Source organism: Kitasatospora sp. NPDC051702 (genome assembly GCF_040681575.1).
In the GTDB taxonomy this organism is placed as follows: domain Bacteria; phylum Actinomycetota; class Actinomycetes; order Streptomycetales; family Streptomycetaceae; genus Kitasatospora.
The window spans coordinates 108,633-125,788 of record NZ_JBFAZB010000021.1; the positions used below are offsets into that span (position 1 = coordinate 108,633).

Below are 17,156 nucleotides of genomic sequence, written 5' to 3' on the forward strand. Positions count from 1 at the left end.
TCGCCCGCGGCACCGGCACCGGGCGACGGACGTCCGCCGGCCCGGGGCACCGCCGCGGGAGGGCCCGCGAAAGAGTGAGGCCGAGACCCGTGGCGCCCTCCAGGAAAGGGCGCCACGGTTCCCGGCGCTTGGGCGGGCGCCCCCACCCAGGGTCGCCCGGCCTCGCACCTCCGACCCCCATCGGGGGTGCGACAGTGCCGCCACAGCCATCCCCCACGGTTGGGTGCGGCGGGCACGTTCACCATGGTGCGCGATCTCCATGGACGGCCAGTGACAGGAGTATGTCCAGCTCGTGGCGGATCGCGGAGCCTGGCTCCGGCCGGTTCGTCCACCCGCCGGGCGGCCCCCGCGTCCGGTCGTTCGTCCGCGGTCGCACCGGGCTCGCGCCGCGCTCGCCCCCCGGTCGTGCCGCGGGCCGGTGCCGGGCGCCCGCGCGGGCCCCTCCGGCGCCCGGCCTGCGGGCCCTGCCGCGGCCGGGGCGGCGGTTCGTCCCCGCCAGGCCCCGCCGGGGTCGTACACCGCGTGCGTGTCCGTGCCGCGGCGTAGGCTGGAGACCCCCGGCCGCTCGGCGTGCCGGGCCGTTCGCGTTGCCCCGGCAGGCCTTCGCCGCCCGGAGGCAGCACCAGCCACGGGACGAAGAAGAGACCCCAGATGAGTCTGACCGGACTGCTCGATGTCGTCGCGCGGGACGCGGCGCTCGCCGAGGCGATCGAGGCGGCGACCGCCGCCGGAGCCGCGGCCGGCGGCCGCCGCCACCTGGACCTGGTCGGACCGCCCGCGGCCCGGCCGTTCGCCATCGCCGCGCTGGCCCGCGCCCTCGCCGGCCGGGCCGCCGGGGACCGGGGCCGTCCGGTGCTCGCCGTGACCGCGACCGGGCGGGAGGCCGAGGACCTCGCGGCCTCGCTGCGCTCGCTGCTGCCGCCCGACGCCGTCGCCGAGTACCCGGCCTGGGAGACGCTGCCGCACGAGCGGCTGTCGCCCCGCTCGGACACCGTCGGCCGCCGGCTGGCCGTGCTGCGCCGGATCGTGCACCCGCGGGCGGACGACCCGGCGGCCGGGCCGGTGCAGGTGGTGGTCGCGCCCGTCCGCTCGGTGCTCCAGCCGCAGGTGAAGGGGCTGGCCGAGCTGGAGCCGGTGGCCGTCCGGCGCAGTGAGTCGCACGATCTGGAGGAGGTCGCCCGGCGGCTCGCCGCGGCCGCCTACGCGCGCGTCGAACTGGTCGAGAAGCGCGGCGAGTTCGCCGTCCGCGGCGGCATCCTGGACGTCTTCCCGCCGACCGAGGAGCACCCGCTGCGGGTGGAGTTCTGGGGCGACGAGGTCGAGGAGGTCCGCTACTTCAAGGTCGCCGACCAGCGCTCGCTGGAGATCGCCGAGCACGGCCTCTGGGCGCCGCCCTGCCGCGAGCTGCTGCTCACCGACGAGGTGCGGGCGCGGGCCGCCGAGCTGTCGGCCGCGCACCCCGGGCTGGCCGAGATCCTGGACAAGATCGCCGAGGGCATCGCGGTCGAGGGCATGGAGTCGCTGGCGCCGGTCCTGGTCGACGACATGGAGCTGCTGCTCGACGTGCTGCCGATCGGCTCGGTCACCGTGGTCTGCGACCCGGAGCGGGTCCGCACCCGGGCCGCCGACCTGGTGGCGACCAGCCAGGAGTTCCTGCACGCCTCCTGGGTCGCCGCCGCGTCCGGCGGGGACCGGCCGATCGACCTGGAGGCGATCGACGTCTCCGCCGCCTCGCTGCGCTCGCTCGCCGAAGTGCGCGAGCACGCCGACGAGATCGGGCTGCCCTGGTGGTCGGTCAGCCCCTTCGCGACCAGCGAGTCGGCGGTCGACGGCATCCTGGAGTTCGACGCCAACACGCTGACCCTCGGCATGCACGCCGTGGAGGCCTACCGCGGCGACACCGCCCGGGCGATCGCCGACGCCAAGGAGCGGCTGGCCGCCGACTGGCGGGTCGTCATGGTGACGGAGGGCCACGGGCCCGCCTCCCGGCTCGCCGAGGTGCTGGGCAACGAGGGCATCCCGGCCCGGCTGGTCGCCGACCTCGCCGAGGCGCCGACCCGGGACGTCGTCCACGTCTCCTGCGGCTCGATCGAGCACGGCTTCGTCGACGAGGCCCTCAAGCTCACCGTCATCACCGAGACCGACCTGTCCGGCCAGCGGTCCTCCACCAAGGACATGCGCCGGATGCCCTCCCGCCGCCGCAACGCGATCGACCCGCTGGCCCTGGTGGCCGGCGACTACGTCGTCCACGAGGCCCACGGCGTCGGCCGGTACGTCGAGATGGTGCAGCGGACCGTCCAGGGCGCCACCCGCGAGTACCTGGTGCTGGAGTACGCCCCCGCCAAGCGCGGCCACCCCGGCGACCGGCTGTTCGTGCCGACCGACCAGCTCGACCAGGTCACCAAGTACGTCGGCGGCGAGGCCCCGACGCTGCACCGGCTGGGCGGCGCGGACTGGGCGAAGACCAAGCAGCGGGCGAAGAAGGCGGTCAAGGAGATCGCCGCCGACCTGATCAAGCTCTACTCGGCCCGGATGGCCGCACCCGGCCACACCTTCGGCCCGGACACCCCGTGGCAGCGCGAGCTGGAGGACGCCTTCCCCTACGCGGAGACGCCGGACCAGCTGACCACCATCGCCGAGGTCAAGGCGGACATGGAGAAGTCCGTCCCGATGGACCGGCTGATCTGCGGCGACGTCGGCTACGGAAAGACCGAGATCGCGGTGCGGGCGGCCTTCAAGGCGGTGCAGGACGGCAAGCAGGTGGCGGTGCTGGTGCCGACCACGCTGCTGGTGCAGCAGCACTTCTCGACCTTCGCGGAGCGTTACGCCAACTTCCCCGTGACGGTGCGGGCGCTGTCCCGCTTCCAGACCGACGGCGAGGCCAAGGCCGTGCTGGAGGGGCTGTTCGAGGGCTCGGTGGACGTCGTCATCGGCACCCACCGGCTGTTCTCCTCCGAGACCAGGTTCAAGGACCTCGGCCTGGTCATCGTCGACGAGGAGCAGCGGTTCGGCGTCGAGCACAAGGAGCAGCTGAAGAAGCTGCGGGCCAACGTGGACGTGCTCACGATGTCCGCGACGCCGATCCCGCGCACCCTGGAGATGGCCGTCACCGGCATCCGCGAGATGTCCACCATCACCACCCCGCCGGAGGAGCGGCACCCGGTGCTGACCTTCGTCGGCCCGTACGACGAGAAGCAGATCTCGGCCGCGATCCGGCGCGAACTCCTGCGCGAGGGCCAGGTCTTCTACATCCACAACCGGGTGGAGTCGATCGACAAGGCGGCCGCCCGGCTCAAGGACCTGGTGCCCGAGGCGCGGATCGCCACCGCGCACGGGCAGATGGGGGAGACCCAGCTGGAGAAGGTCGTCGTCGACTTCTGGGAGAAGGAGTTCGACGTCCTGGTGTCGACCACGATCGTGGAGTCCGGCATCGACATCTCCAACGCCAACACCCTGATCGTCGAGCGCGGCGACACCTTCGGCCTCTCCCAGCTGCACCAGCTGCGCGGCCGGGTCGGCCGAGGCCGCGAGCGCGGCTACGCCTACATGCTGTACCCGCCGGAGAAGCCGCTCACCGAGACGGCGCACGAGCGGCTGGCCACCATCGCCCAGCACACCGAGATGGGCGCCGGCATGTACGTCGCGATGAAGGACCTGGAGATCCGCGGCGCCGGCAACCTGCTCGGCGGCGAGCAGTCCGGGCACATCGCGGGCGTCGGCTTCGACCTCTACATGCGGATGGTCGGCGAGGCGGTGGCCGAGTTCCGCGAGTCGCTGGCGAACGGCGGCGAGCCGGAGGAGGAGCCGCTGGAGGTGAAGATCGAGCTGCCGGTCGACGCGCACGTGCCGCACGACTACGCGCCCGGCGAGCGGCTGCGGCTGCAGGCGTACCGCTCGATCGCCGCGGTCAACTCCGAGGAGGACATCCAGCACGTCCGGGACGAACTGACCGACCGCTACGGCAAGCTGCCCGATCCCGTGGAGAACCTGCTGATGGTCGCGGCGCTGCGGCTGTACGCCCGGCGGTGCGGCATCGCGGACATCACCCTGCAGGGTGCCAACGTCCGGTTCGGGCCGGTGGAGCTGCGGGAGTCCCAGCAGCTGCGGCTGAACCGGCTCTACCCGCGCAGCCAGGTCAAGGCGGCCGCCCAGCAGCTGCTGGTGCCGCGGCCGAGCACCGGGCGGATCGGCGGCAAGCCGCTGGTCGGCCGGGAGCTGCTGGGCTGGTGCGGCGAGTTCCTGTCGGCGATGTTCGACGACCTGGCGGGTTCGAGGAAGTAGCGCCCGGCGGCGGGCGACGGCGGTCCCGGGCCCGGCCCGGGCCGGCCGTCGCGTGTCCGCGGCGGCCGGTCGGGAGTCGGGCGCAGTTGCCCTTCTCCGGCCCGGGGCGGGGGCGCGGACGGGTAGGTTCGGGGGTGTGACGACGAATGTTCCGGGCGCGAAGTTGATCCTGCTGACCACCACCCACCGGGTGGCCCCCGGGTTGCTGGCGTGGCCGGCGTGGGAGGCCCTGCGGTCGGCCGGCCGGGTGCTGGTGGCGGACGAGGGGCACCCGCAGGTGGCGGCGGTGCGGCAGGCCGGGGTCGTGGTGGAGGTCGTGGCGCCGGGGTCGGCGCCGGCCCTGGCCCGGCTGCTGACCGCGCCCGCGGAGACCGGGGCGACGGTGTGGCTGGGGAGTCCGGACGGGGATCCGGGGCTCACGGACGCCCTGGCCCGGCTGGCCGTGGAGCACGCGGGCGAGGTGCCGGAGATCGAGGTGCTGCCGGGCTCCTACGACCTCCCGGGGGCGCGCCTGCTGGACCTGGTCTCGGTGATGGACCGGCTGCGGTCGCCGGGCGGCTGCCCGTGGGACGCCGAGCAGACGCACGAGAGCCTGGTGAAGTACCTGGTCGAGGAGGCGTACGAGCTCGTCGAGGCGATCGAGGAGGGGGACCGGGAGACGCTCCGCGAGGAGCTGGGGGACGTGCTGCTCCAGGTCTTCTTCCACTCCAGGATCGCCGAGGAGCACCCGTCGGAGGCGTTCTCGATCGACGACGTGGCCGGCGACCTCGTCGACAAGCTGGTCTACCGGCACCCGCACGTCTTCGGTGACGTCACCGCGGAGGGCGCCGCCGAGGTGGAGGCCAACTGGGAGCAGCTGAAGGCGGCCGAGAAGTCGGACCGGGAGTCGGTGCTGGACGGCGTGCCGGCCGGGCTGCCGTCGCTGGCGTACGCGGCGAAGCTGGTGTCGCGGGTGCGCAAGGCCGGTTTCGCGGGCGTGCCGGACGAGCCGTACGAGCTGCCCGGGGGGCTGACGGCGGAGTCGGCGGGCCGGCTGCTGCTGGCGGTCGTGCAGCGGGCGCACGACGCCGGGGTGGACGTGGACGCGGCGCTGCGGTCGGCCGCGCGCGGGTACCGGGACGCGGTGCGCGCGGCCGAGGGCCTCGAACCGGCCGGCGAGTAGCCGGCCGGCCGGCGGGCGGAGGGGCCGGCTCAGGCCGCGGCGGCGGTGCTCCCGACCGGCCGCCGCTGCGGCGGGACGACCTCGCCGATGGCCTCGCCGACGAGCGCGAGCAGCTCGGCGAGGCGTTCCAGGTCGAGGTGGTCGGGCAGGTCGGCGAGGGAGACGATCCGCTCGCCGCCGGGGCCGGCCACGCAGAACAGGTCGATCGGGCCCAGGTGCTTCTCGGCGGTGTCGACGAGGGCGGCGACGTCGCTGGGGCGGCGGATGTCCCCGCCGACGCCGACGACCGGGCAGCCCGGCCGGTCGAGCTCGGTGGCGAGGTCCTCGGCCACGCCGACGTGCTGGTCGGCGATCAGCACACCGGCGGCGCCGGCCGCGGTGAACCGGCGGGCGAGGTCGGCTCCCGACCCGCCGTCGAGTACCGCGATGACGACGACTGCCCCGCTCACCCGCATGGTCTGCTCCTCCCTGTGGGCGACACCGCACCGGCGCCCACGATTTCTGCGGAGGATCGTAGGCACGACCTGACCCTCCGCAACAGGGATTACCCCTCAGGTGACCAGGCTCACGCCCGCCCTACGGTTAAGACCTGTCCAAGGGTCCGTCCCGGAACCCGCGTCCGCGGGGCGGCGGGCCCCGGTGCACCGGATACGGTCGGTCCATGTCAGCGCAGCCCGCCCCCACCGCCCCGCAGCTCTTCACCTGGGAGTTCGCCGCAGATCCGTACCCCGCCTACGCCTGGCTGCGCGAGCACGCCCCGGTGCACCGCACGACGCTGCCCAGCGGGGTGGAGGCCTGGCTGGTGACCCGGTACGCGGACGCGCGGCAGGCGCTCGCGGACGGCCGGCTGTCGAAGAACCCGGCGCACCACAGCGAGCAGGCCCACCGCACCGGCCGGGTCGGCATCCCGGGGGAGCGCCAGGCGGACTTGATGACGCACCTGCTGAACATCGACCCGCCGGACCACACCCGGCTGCGCCGCCTGGTGTCGAAGGCGTTCACGCCGCGCCGGGTCGCGGAGTTCGAGCCGCGGGTGCAGCAGCTCACGGACCGCCTGATCGACGGCTTCGCGCAGCGCGGGTCGGCGGACCTGATCCACGAGTTCGCGTTCCCGCTCCCCATCTACGCGATCTGCGACATGCTGGGCGTGCCGGCCGAGGACCAGGACGACTTCCGCGACTGGGCGGGGATGATGATCCGGCACGGCGGCGGCCAGCGCGGCGGCGTGGGCCGGGCGGTGAAGCGGATGCGGGCGTACCTGCTGGAGCTGATCCACCGCAAGCGGGCGGACCTGGGGGACGACCTGATCTCGGGCCTGATCCGGGCGAGCGACCACGGGGAGCACCTGACCGAGAACGAGGCCGCCGCGATGGCCTTCATCCTGCTGTTCGCGGGCTTCGAGACGACCGTCAACCTGATCGGCAACGGGACGTACGCGCTGCTGCGCAACCCGGAGCAGCGCAGGCTGCTGCAGGAGTCGGTGGCGCGCGGCGAGAGCGCGCTGCTGGAGACCGGGATCGAGGAACTGCTGCGCTACGACGGGCCGGTGGAGCTGGCGACGTGGCGGTTCGCGACCCGGCCGGTGTCGATCGGCGGGGTGGACATCCCGGTGGGGGACCCGGTGCTGGTGGTGCTGGCCGCGGCGGACCGGGATCCGGCCAGGTTCTCGGACGAGAACACCCTGGACCTGGCGCGAACGGACAACCCGCACCTGGGTTTCGGCCACGGGATCCACTACTGCATCGGGGCCCCGCTGGCCCGGCTGGAGGGCCGGAGCGCGCTGGCCACGCTGCTTTCCCGGCTGCCGGATCTGCAGTTGGCGGAAAGCCCGGAGAATCTGCGCTGGCGCGGTGGCCTGATCATGCGGGGACTGCGGGAACTCCCGGTGGAATTCAGCCCGGAGAGCCGTTCCCCGCACGCGCCGCCGGCCGTCCTCCGGGAACCTTCCGACCCTCCGACACGCTGACTGGGTGTCGCCGGCGGCCGTTGGAGGGGTGGCTGAACCTCCATCAATCCGGACATAGCCGCACGGTTGGTGGGCGATCGAGCGCGGGCCGTGATTTCTGTGTGATATCGGTGATATGAGCTTGTGATTGGTCTGAGGATCTGTCTACTCTCCCTGGAGTTCGCAGCTGCGGACCTCGTGCGCGGGACGCCGAATCCTGCCCGCCGCGTCACGGGAAACCGACCAGAACCCTGGGCAGGGGCGGGGGAACCAGGTTTGTTGCCGTTTCCCCACGGCTTGGGGTGAAGCCGCCCGAGCGGAATCGTTTCCGCTGACGGCGGCCGGGCCACCTCCCGGTCCGAACCCGACAGCTCACCTCGCAGGCGTGCGGAGAGGGACCTTCATGCTGTTCGTTGGAACTGGCCGCCACCGTCGTCGTACCCAGGCCGAGAAGGCCATCGCCGTCGCCGGTGTGGCCGGCGTCGGACTCGCGATGCCGATCCTCACCGCCACCGGCGCCTCCGCCGCCCCGGCCTCCGCCTGGGACTCCGTCGCCCAGTGCGAGAGCGGTGGCAACTGGAGCATCAACACCGGCAACGGCTTCTACGGGGGCCTGCAGTTCACCTCCGGCACCTGGAAGGCGTACGGCGGCACCGCGTACGCGCCGCAGGCCAACCAGGCCAGCAAGGGCCAGCAGATCGCCGTCGCCGAGAAGGTCCTCGCCTCGCAGGGGCCGGGCGCCTGGCCGGTCTGCTCGCAGAAGGCCGGCCTGAGCAAGGGCGGCGCGCCGGCGAGCGTCGACACCTCCTCGGACGACAAGCCCGCCGCCGCGAAGCCGGCCGCCAAGCCGGCCCAGCCCGCGGCCAAGCCGGCGCAGCCCGCCGCCAAGCCCGCCCAGCCGGCCGCCCCGAAGCCGGCCGCCCAGCAGCCCGCGCCGCAGCAGGCGCAGCCGCAGGCCCCGGGCTTCTCCGGCAAGGCCGGCTGGGACGCCGACGCGAAGGTGTTCTGGTACCAGAACAACGGCACCTGGTACTGGACCAGCCACCAGAGCGTCTACCAGCAGTTCGCGCCGCAGGCCGCCGCCCCGCAGCACTACGCGCCGCAGGCCGCCCAGCCCGCTCCGGCCGTGCGCACCGCCCCGGCCGCCGCGCAGGGCGGCCACGACTACACCGTCCGGTCCGGCGACACGCTGTCGACCATCGCCGCCGCCCAGGGCGTCACCGGCGGCTGGCAGTCGGTCTACGACGGCAACCGCGGCACCGTCGGCGGCGACCCGAACCTGATCATGCCCGGCCAGGTCCTGCACCTCGGCTGAGCCGCTCCCGCCCGCCGGGCGGAGGGGGCGGGGATCCGTCCCCCTCCGCCCGGATTCGGGCCGGTTCGCCCGGGCGGGCGGGTGAACTACCGGTGGGTAGTGCGGCCACACGCTGAGACGGGACCGAGGCCAGCGTGGCCCCGGGGGCCCGGGCGGTTAGGCTCTGGTCGTAACGACTCCGCAATCGTCCCGCCGGCAGCACCAACGTCAGCCGGACCCTGCTTCCGCAAGGAGATGCCTCGTGCCGTCCATCGATGTCGTCGTAGCCCGTGAGATCCTCGACTCGCGTGGCAACCCCACGGTCGAGGTCGAGGTGGGCCTCGACGACGGCAGCACCGGCCGTGCCGCTGTCCCGTCGGGTGCCTCCACCGGAGCCTTCGAGGCCCTGGAGCTTCGCGACGGCGACAAGAACCGCTACTTCGGCAAGGGCGTGGAGAAGGCCGTCCTGGCCGTCATCGAGCAGATCGGCCCGGAGCTGGTCGGCTACGACGCCACCGAGCAGCGCCTGATCGACCAGGCCATGCTCGACCTGGACGCCACCCCGGACAAGTCCTCGCTCGGCGCCAACGCGATCCTCGGCGTCTCGCTGGCCGTGGCGCACGCCGCCTCCGAGGCCAGCGACCTGCCGCTGTTCCGCTACCTGGGCGGCCCGAACGCCCACGTGCTGCCCGTGCCGATGATGAACATCCTCAACGGCGGCTCGCACGCGGACTCCAACGTCGACATCCAGGAGTTCATGATCGCCCCGATCGGCGCGGAGTCCTTCTCCGAGGCCGTCCGCTGGGGCGTCGAGGTCTACCACACCCTCAAGGGCGTGCTGAAGGAGCGCGGCCTGTCCACCGGCCTCGGCGACGAGGGCGGCTTCGCGCCGAACCTGGACAGCAACCGCGAGGCCCTGGACCTCATCACCGAGGCCATCCAGAAGGCCGGCTACGTGCCCGGCCGGGACGTCGCGCTGGCCCTGGACGTCGCCGCCTCCGAGTTCTACAAGGACGGCGCCTACCAGTTCGAGGGCAAGGCCCTCTCCGCCGCCGAGCTCATCGAGTACTACGCCGAGCTGGTCGCCGCCTACCCGCTGGTCTCCATCGAGGACCCGCTGGACGAGTCGGACTGGGACGGCTGGAAGGCCATGACCGTCAAGCTGGGCGACAAGGTCCAGCTGGTCGGCGACGACCTGTTCGTCACCAACCCGGCCCGCCTGGCCAAGGGCATCGAGACCGGCACCGCCAACGCGCTGCTGGTGAAGGTGAACCAGATCGGTTCGCTGACCGAGACCCTGGACGCCGTCGAGCTGGCCCAGCGCAACGGCTACCGCTGCATGATGTCGCACCGCTCCGGCGAGACCGAGGACGTCACCATCGCCGACCTGGCCGTCGCCACCAACTGCGGCCAGATCAAGACCGGTGCCCCGGCCCGCTCCGAGCGCGTCGCCAAGTACAACCAGCTGCTGCGCATCGAGGAGATCCTCGACGACGCCGCCGAGTACGCCGGCCGCGGCGCCTTCCCGCGGTTCAAGCACGAGGGCTGAGACCGCGAGGTCGCGCAAGCCTGACCGGTGCCCCGCCGTTCACCCCGTAGGGTGGACGGCGGGGCACCGTCGCGACCAGGAGGGGATACGGGAGATGGCAGGCTGGAGGATCCCGGGCTTGGCGGCCCGGCCTCGGTTCACGAGCCGGGCGACCGTCCTCGTCCTGGTGCTCTGCTCGCTGGTGGCGATCCTCGCCTACCCGACGCGGCAGTTCATCTCCCAGCGCGCCGAGATCTCCGCCCAACGGGCGAAGGCCGACCACGCGCGCCAGCAGGTCGAGCAGCTGCGCCGGGACAAGGCCCGCTGGCAGGACCCGGAGTACGTCAAGGCGCAGGCCCGCGCCCGGCTGCACTACGCGATGCCGGGGGAGACCCCGTACATCGCGGTGGACCCGGCCGGCCAGGCCGCCGCCCAGCCCTCCGCGTCCGCCGCCGGCCCCGGCCCCTCCGAGGGCTCGGCCACCGGCCCGGTGAAGGCCGCCAAGCCCTGGTACGCCAGCATCTGGGACTCGGTGGACGCCGCCGACACCGCCGCGCTGGCCCCCGCCACCCCCCGTCCGCTCCCACCGTCCCCCGCTGGAGACACCTCCCCCCATGACCACTGAGAACCACCCCAACGTCTCCGACGCCGACGTCGCGGCCATCGCCGCCCAGCTCGGCCGGGTGCCGCGCGGCCTGCGCGGCGTCGCGCACCGCTGCCCCTGCGGCAACCCGGACGTCGTGGAGACGGCGCCCCGGCTGCCCGACGGCACGCCGTTCCCGACGCTCTACTACCTGACCTGCCCCAAGGCCGCCTCGCTGATCGGCACCCTGGAGGCGGACGGCGTGATGAAGGACCAGACCGCCCGGCTCGCCGAGGACCCGGAGCTGGCCGCCGCCTACCAGAAGGCGCACGAGGACTACATCGCCCGCCGCGACGCCATCGAGGTGCTGGAGGGCTTCCCGAGCGCCGGCGGCATGCCGGACCGGGTGAAGTGCCTGCACGTGCTGGTCGGCCACTCGCTGGCGGCCGGCGAGGGCGTCAACCCGCTCGGCGACGAGGCGATCGGCATGCTGGAGGACTGGTGGGCCAAGGGCCCCTGCGTCTCCCCGGCCGAGGTCGAGGCCGCGGGCGCGCGGGTCGCCCGCAACCGGGCCAAGGAGCAGGACCACCAGGCCGTCATCGAGGCCAAGCAGCAGCTCACCGCCGAGCGCGCCGCGAAGCGGCTCGCCGCGGAGGAGACGGCCTCCGGCGGGGCCGCCGCCGGTGACGCCGAGGGGGAGTCCGAGTGAGCATGACGCGCGTGGCCGCGATCGACTGCGGCACCAACTCGATCCGCCTGCTGGTCGCCGACCTGGACCCGGAGACCGGGGAGATCACCGATCTCGACCGCCGCATGATCGTCAACCGGCTGGGCCAGGGCGTGGACCAGACCGGCCGGCTGCACCCGGACGCGCTGGCCCGCACCTTCGCGGCCTGCCGCGAGTACCGCGAGGTCATCGCCGGCTTCGGCGTCGGCCCGGAGCGCACCCGCTTCGTCGCCACCAGCGCCTCGCGGGACGCCGAGAACAGCGACGAGTACGTCAAGGGCGTGCGCGACGTCCTGGGCGTGGAGCCCGAGGTGGTGAGCGGCGAGGAGGAGGCGCACCTGTCCTTCACCGGCGCCACCAAGGAGCTGACCGGCGGGCAGTTCCCGGCGCCGTACCTGGTGTTCGACCTCGGCGGCGGCTCGACCGAGTTCGTCCTGGGCGGCACGGACGTGCAGGCCGCCCGCTCGGTGGACATCGGCTGCGTCCGGCTCACCGAGCGGCACTTCGGCGGCGCCGAGCTGCCCTCCGCGGAGCAGGTCGAGACCGCCCGGGCGCACGTGCGGGCCGAGCTCGACAAGGCCGCGGAGGTCGTGCCGCTGACCGGGGCGGCCACCCTGGTCGGCCTGGCCGGGACGGTCACCACGGTGTCCGCCATCGCCCAGGAGCTCCCCGCCTACGACTCGGCGCGGATCCACCACTCGCGGATCAGCCGGGAGCGGGTCGCCGGGATCGCCCGGGAGCTGCTGGCCGCCACCCACGCCGAGCGCGCCGCCATCCCGTCGATGCACCCGGGCCGGGTGGACGTGATCGCGGCCGGCGCGCTCGAACTGCTGGAGATCATGGAGCGGACCGGCGCCGCCGAGGTGGTCGTCAGCGAGCACGACATCCTGGACGGCATCGCCTGGAGTATGGCCTCCTGACGCCCGGTGGGACTTACCGAACCGGCCCCGGCGCCCCCTGGGGGGCCCGGGGCCGGGGCGCGCCCGGGCCCGGGCGAAAAACTTCGTGAATTTCTTCACGTGACGATCCGGCCTTTCGCCACGGTCGCCCGCCCGCCATGTCCGAAATGTGGGACTGAAGGCTCGCTCCCCGTGACGACCGCTGGATCGCAGGCCAGGCCTCGGCTGAGGTTTGAAAATCGAAATCATCAGCGGGAACCCAGGCCCTGTACGGATCGTTGCTGCTCAGCAGGGTGGTGCTCCGGCGTGGGCTCACGGGGGTGTGCGCGGGGCCGTGAGCAGGGGGCCCCGGGCCGCTTTTGCGGCCGCGCAGTGTAGCACGGGGTGTCCAGGAGCTTGTGACCGGGCTCACGAAGGCTGCTCCGAACGGTGCTGGATACTTTCCGATATGAGCACCACGGAGCGTCCTCGCATCCTCATTGTCGGCGGTGGTTACGTCGGCCTGTATGCCGCGATGCGCATCCTCAAGAAGATGCGTTACGGCGAAGCGACCGTCACGGTCGTCGACCCGCGGTCGTACATGACGTACCTGCCCTTCCTCCCCGAGGCGGCCGGCGGCAACGTCGCGCCCCGCAACCTCGTCGCGCCCCTGCGCAGCGCCCTCAAGAAGGCGGAGGTGCTCACCGGTGCGGTCACCGGTGTGGACCACGCCCGCAAGGTCGCCACGATCCAGCCCGCGGCCGGCGACAGCTACGAGCTGCCCTTCGAGTACCTGGTCGTCGCGACCGGCTCGGTCTCCCGCACCTTCCCGATCCCGGGTCTGGCGGAGCACGGCATCGGCATGAAGACGGTCGAGGAGGCCATCGGCCTCCGCAACCACGTCATGGCCCAGCTCGACAAGGCCGAGTCCACCGCCGACGAGGAGGTCCGCCGCAAGGCCCTGACCTTCGTCGTCATCGGCGGCGGCTTCGCCGGCATCGAGACGATCGCCGAGATCGAGGACATGGCGCGCGACGCGTCCAAGCTGTACCGGACCGTCAGCCGCGACGACATGCGCTTCGTCGTGGTCGAGGCCGCCAACCGCATCCTCCCCGAGATGGGCCCGGACCTCGGTCTGTGGACCAAGGAGAAGCTCGAGGAGCGGCAGATCGAGGTCTACATCGAGACCTCGATGGACTCCTGCGTCGACGGCCACGTCGTGCTGAAGAACGGCCTGGAGATGGACGCCTCCACCATCGTGTGGACGGCCGGCGTGAAGCCGAACCCGGTGCTGGCCGAGTTCGGCCTGCCGCTGGGCCCGCGCGGCCACGTCGACACCGCGCCGACCCTCCAGGTCCAGGGCTTCGACTACGTCTGGGCCGCGGGCGACAACGCCCAGGTCCCGGACCTCGCCGCCGGCGAGGGCGCCTGGTGCCCGCCGAACGCGCAGCACGCCTGCCGCCAGGCCGTCGTCCTCGGTGACAACGTGATCTCCGGCATGCGCGGCTTCCCGCAGAAGGAGTACAAGCACAAGAACCTGGGTGCGGTCGCCGGTCTCGGCCTGCACAAGGGCGTGGCGATCCTCTTCGGCAAGTACAAGCTGAAGGGCCGTCCGGCCTGGTGGTTCCACCGCCTGTACCACGGTGCGATGGTCCCGACCGTCAACCGCAAGGTCCGCGTCTTCACCGACTGGACCCTGGCGATGTTCCTGAAGCGCGAGATGGTCGGCCTCTCCCAGATGGAGAAGCCGCAGCTCCCGATCCAGGAGGTCACCCCGCCCACGAAGCCCGTGGAGGCCGCCAAGCCGGCCGCCGAGAAGGAACTCGCGAGCAAGTAAGCGACTGAGGCCCCGGTGTGGGAGCACCGGGGTATGAGTCGGAGGCCCTCCGCCCGGCAGTGTCGCCGGACCACGACCTCCGTGGTGCTCAGCCGGCCGTGCGACCGGGCGGAGTACAGAAGTAGCGAAGAGCCCCTGCCGACCCTCTGGCAGGGGCTCCTCGCGTTCCGGCGTCCGGTGTCAGTCGGTCTTGATGCTCTCCAGGATGTCCAGCTTGGAGGCCCGGCGGGCGGGCCAGATCGCGGCCACCAGGCCGACCAGGCCGGCCAGGCCCAGGAACATCGCCAGCTGGCCGTACGGCAGGACGGTGGTCAGACCGGCGAGGCTGGACTTCAGCGTGCCGTTGATCGCCCAGGCGATGAAGCAGCCGAGCAGGATGCCGACGCCCGCGCCGAAGAGCGAGATCACCACGGACTCCAGACGGACCATCCGCTTGATGCCCCGGCGGTCCAGGCCGATCGCCCGCAGCATCCCGATCTCGCGCTTTCGCTCGAAGACCGACATCGCCAGCGTGTTGACCACGCCCAGGATCGCGACCAGCACCGACATCGCCAGCAGGCCGTACATCAGGTTCAGCACGAAGGTGATGGCCTGGCTGAAGCCGTCCCGGACGTCCTGCATGGACTTGACCTGGATCACCGGGTTGGCGCCGGTGGCGTCCTTGATGGACTGCTTGAGCGCGGCGGTGGCACCGTCCTTGCCCTTGACCAGGATGTCCGAGATGTACGGCTTGGCCTCGTGCTTGAGGACCTCGCCGTTGGCCAGGACGACCGGGCCGAGGACGCCGCCCTTCTCGTAGACGCCGCCGACGGTGAGCTGCCCCGTGGAGTCGTCCGGGTAGGTCACGGTCAGCGTCGAGCCGGTGGTGACGTTGAACTTCGTGGCGACGTCCTGGTCGACCAGCAGCTGGCCCTTGCCGAGCGCGCCGGTGGAGCCGCTGGTCAGCTTGACCGAGGCGAGCTGGTCGAAGCTGTCGGCGTTCACACCGCTGATCGCCTTGGTGGTGCCGTTCAGCTGCCAGTAGACCTCGGTCAGCGGCGAGGAGGCGGTGACGCCGGGTGCCTTGGCGATCTCGGCGGGCACCTGGTCGGACAGCGGCATGCCGTTGGCGGCCCCGACCAGGTAGTCGGCCTTCATCGAGTTGGTGATGGACCTGTCGATCACGCCGGTGACCGAGGCCCCGATCACGGTGAGGCCGCTGACCAGGGTCAGGCCGATGGTGAGCGCCGCGGCGGTCGCCGCGGTGCGGCGCGGGTTGCGGACGGAGTTCTGCTGGGCCAGCTTCCCCGGGGTGCCCGCCAGCTTGCGGAGCGCCGGACCGATCAGGGCGATGATCGGGCGGGAGAGCAGGGGCAGCAGCACGAACACGCCGATCAGGGCCAGGAAGGCGCCGAGCGCGACCGGTATCCGGCCGCTGTCGTTCCCGGTCGAGGCGCCGTAGCCGATCAGCGCGAGGCCGCCGGCGGCGAGCAGCGAGCCGATCGTGTTGCGGACCACCAGGCTCTTCTGGCTCACCGGCTGGTCGCCGCTGCTCATCGCGGCCACCGGGGCGATCCGGGCGGCGCGCAGGGCCGGCAGGACGGCCGACAGGACCGTCACCAGGACGCCGACCACGAGGGTCACCAGGACGGTGAGCGGCTTGATCACCAGCGAGCCCTGCGGCATGTTCTCGTTGAACACGCGCATCAGGGACTGCATCCCGGCGCCGATCCCGACACCGGCGAGCAGGCCGGCCACGGCCGCGAGGGTGCCGATCACCAGGGCCTCGACCAGCACCGAGCGGGTGACCTGCTTGCGGCTGGCACCGATCGCCCGGAGCAGGGCGAGTTCCTTGGTGCGCTGGGCGATCAGCATGGTGAAGGTGTTGGCGATGATGAAGATGCCGACGAAGAGCGAGATACCGGCGAACGCGAGCAGCACGGTGCGCAGCGCGCTGGTGGCGTCGGTGATCATCTTCTGCTCGTCGGCCTTGAGCTGCTCACCGGTCTCGGCGTCGAAGTGCTTGCCGGCCGACAGCTTGGGCTGGACCTGGGCGAGCAGCGCGTCGTCGGTGACGCCGGGCTTGGCGGTGAGCACCACGCTGCTGTAGCGGCCGGGCTCCAGCAGCAGCTGCTGGGCGGTGGCGCGGTCGAAGAGGGTGAGCGTCCCGCCCGTCCTCACCACCGGGTCGTCGGTGGTGAAGACGCCGGTGAGCTTCGCCTCGATGACCGGGCCGTTGGCGGCGACCCGGACGGTGTCGCCGACCTTGTAGCCCGCCTCGTCGGCGGTCTTGCGGTCGAGCGCGATCTCCTTGGCGTTCTTCGGGCCCTGGCCCTCGGCGATCGGGTACCGGGTGTCCTTGCCGTCCGTGCCGGGGGCGAAGTTGGCGCCCTTGGCGGACCACGCCTGGCCGATCAGGTTGCCGTTCCGGTCGGCGACGCCGGTGAAGCCGCTGACCACGCCGCGCGCGTTGGCGGTGCCGGGCAGGGCGGCCAGCTGCTGGACGGTGGCGTCGGTGAGCGAGGCGGCGCTGCCCTCGCTCTTCTCCCTGGCGCTGGCCTGGGAGCCGGCCGAGCGGTCGACGACCTGGACGGAGACGTCCGAGTAGCTCTTGGAGTTGCTGTCCCGCATGGCCTTGCCGAAGGTGTCGGAGAAGACCATGGTGCCCGCCACGAAGGCGGTGCCGAGCATGACGGCCAGCGCCGTCATGAGGAGTCGGCCCTTGTGGGCCAGCACGTTGCGCAGTGCGGTGCGATACATGGGGCGTCCTGGGGTTCGCGGAGTGGCGGCGGGCCGGCGGGCCCTGACTTGTCGTGGGCTCAGCTGGTGCGGCCCTTGGCGTCGAAGCGGCGCATGCGGTCCAGGACGGTGTCGGCGGTGGGCGTGTGGAGTTCGTCGACGATGCGGCCGTCGGCGAGGAAGACGACGCGGTCGGCGTAGGA

At 72.6% G+C, this 17,156-nt stretch carries 10 protein-coding genes, 2 pseudogenes and 1 riboswitch; of the genes and pseudogenes, 9 read left to right on the forward strand and 3 right to left on the reverse strand.

What is annotated here, in order from left to right:
* The first annotated feature begins 651 nt into the window (after window positions 1-651).
* The gene (mfd, locus tag AB0N04_RS19420) at window positions 652-4,281 is read left to right on the forward strand and encodes a transcription-repair coupling factor (RefSeq protein ID WP_360221376.1); all 3,630 of its coding nucleotides are present in this window, start codon (window positions 652-654) and stop codon (window positions 4,279-4,281) included.
* A gap of 136 nt (window positions 4,282-4,417) precedes the next feature.
* Window positions 4,418-5,443: a MazG family protein gene (locus AB0N04_RS19425; RefSeq protein ID WP_360221373.1), complete on the forward strand. Its 1,026-nt coding sequence runs from the start codon at window positions 4,418-4,420 to the stop codon at window positions 5,441-5,443.
* 29 nt (window positions 5,444-5,472) lie between these two features.
* Here AB0N04_RS19425 and AB0N04_RS19430 read toward each other — a convergent pair whose 3' ends face one another.
* Entirely contained in the window at window positions 5,473-5,892 is a 420-nt protein-coding gene (locus AB0N04_RS19430) for an SDR family NAD(P)-dependent oxidoreductase (RefSeq protein ID WP_360221370.1), read from the reverse strand.
* Between the two features lie 212 nt (window positions 5,893-6,104).
* Between AB0N04_RS19430 and AB0N04_RS19435 the strand changes: the two genes are divergently transcribed.
* The 7 genes and pseudogenes from AB0N04_RS19435 (at window position 6,105) to AB0N04_RS19465 (ending at window position 14,235) form a co-directional block, all read left to right on the forward strand.
* Window positions 6,105-7,409, forward strand: a complete 1,305-nt coding sequence (locus tag AB0N04_RS19435) for a cytochrome P450 (RefSeq protein WP_360221367.1) — start codon at window positions 6,105-6,107, stop codon at window positions 7,407-7,409.
* Window positions 7,410-7,619: 210 nt separating this feature from the next.
* A riboswitch (cyclic di-AMP (ydaO/yuaA leader) is annotated at window positions 7,620-7,790 on the forward strand.
* 1 nt (window position 7,791) lies between these two features.
* Window positions 7,792-8,703: a transglycosylase family protein gene (locus AB0N04_RS19440; RefSeq protein WP_363364874.1), complete on the forward strand. Its 912-nt coding sequence runs from the start codon at window positions 7,792-7,794 to the stop codon at window positions 8,701-8,703.
* A gap of 241 nt (window positions 8,704-8,944) precedes the next feature.
* Window positions 8,945-10,231, forward strand: coding sequence for a phosphopyruvate hydratase (gene eno, locus AB0N04_RS19445; RefSeq protein ID WP_360221361.1), 1,287 nt, complete (start codon window positions 8,945-8,947; stop codon window positions 10,229-10,231).
* A 118-nt stretch (window positions 10,232-10,349) separates the two neighbouring features.
* Window positions 10,350-10,835: a septum formation initiator family protein gene (locus tag AB0N04_RS19450; RefSeq protein ID WP_360221358.1), complete on the forward strand. Its 486-nt coding sequence runs from the start codon at window positions 10,350-10,352 to the stop codon at window positions 10,833-10,835.
* Window positions 10,807-11,322: pseudogene (locus AB0N04_RS19455) on the forward strand (DUF501 domain-containing protein); the annotation flags it as partial. The gene AB0N04_RS19450 and the pseudogene AB0N04_RS19455, both read left to right, overlap by 29 nt.
* A 182-nt stretch (window positions 11,323-11,504) precedes the next feature.
* On the forward strand, window positions 11,505-12,440 hold the full coding sequence (locus AB0N04_RS19460; RefSeq protein ID WP_360221397.1) for a Ppx/GppA phosphatase family protein: 936 nt from the start codon (window positions 11,505-11,507) through the stop codon (window positions 12,438-12,440).
* Window positions 12,441-12,867: 427 nt separating this feature from the next.
* A complete protein-coding gene (locus AB0N04_RS19465) occupies window positions 12,868-14,235 on the forward strand; it encodes an NAD(P)/FAD-dependent oxidoreductase (protein ID WP_360221355.1) in 1,368 nt (455 codons plus the stop codon).
* A 180-nt stretch (window positions 14,236-14,415) separates the two neighbouring features.
* Here the strand turns inward: AB0N04_RS19465 and AB0N04_RS19470 are convergent, their stop codons facing one another.
* Together AB0N04_RS19470 and AB0N04_RS19475 are read right to left on the reverse strand one after the other, a co-directional pair.
* Window positions 14,416-16,974, reverse strand: a complete 2,559-nt coding sequence (locus AB0N04_RS19470) for an FtsX-like permease family protein (RefSeq protein WP_360221352.1) — start codon at window positions 16,972-16,974, stop codon at window positions 14,416-14,418.
* Between the two features lie 59 nt (window positions 16,975-17,033).
* Window positions 17,034-17,156 (reverse strand): annotated as a pseudogene (locus tag AB0N04_RS19475) (ABC transporter ATP-binding protein); the annotation flags it as partial.

What these genes read in the sequence shown, in the direction of transcription:
- mfd (WP_360221376.1), top strand. Translation starts at nt 652, where the DNA reads ATGAGTCTGACCGGACTGCTCGATGTCGTCGCGCGGGACGCGGCGCTC.
- AB0N04_RS19440 (WP_363364874.1), top strand. Translation starts at nt 7,792, where the DNA reads ATGCTGTTCGTTGGAACTGGCCGCCACCGTCGTCGTACCCAGGCCGAG.
- AB0N04_RS19470 (WP_360221352.1), bottom strand. Translation starts at nt 16,974, where the DNA reads ATGTATCGCACCGCACTGCGCAACGTGCTGGCCCACAAGGGCCGACTC.
- AB0N04_RS19435 (WP_360221367.1), top strand. Translation starts at nt 6,105, where the DNA reads ATGTCAGCGCAGCCCGCCCCCACCGCCCCGCAGCTCTTCACCTGGGAG.
- AB0N04_RS19460 (WP_360221397.1), top strand. Translation starts at nt 11,505, where the DNA reads ATGACGCGCGTGGCCGCGATCGACTGCGGCACCAACTCGATCCGCCTG.
- AB0N04_RS19465 (WP_360221355.1), top strand. Translation starts at nt 12,868, where the DNA reads ATGAGCACCACGGAGCGTCCTCGCATCCTCATTGTCGGCGGTGGTTAC.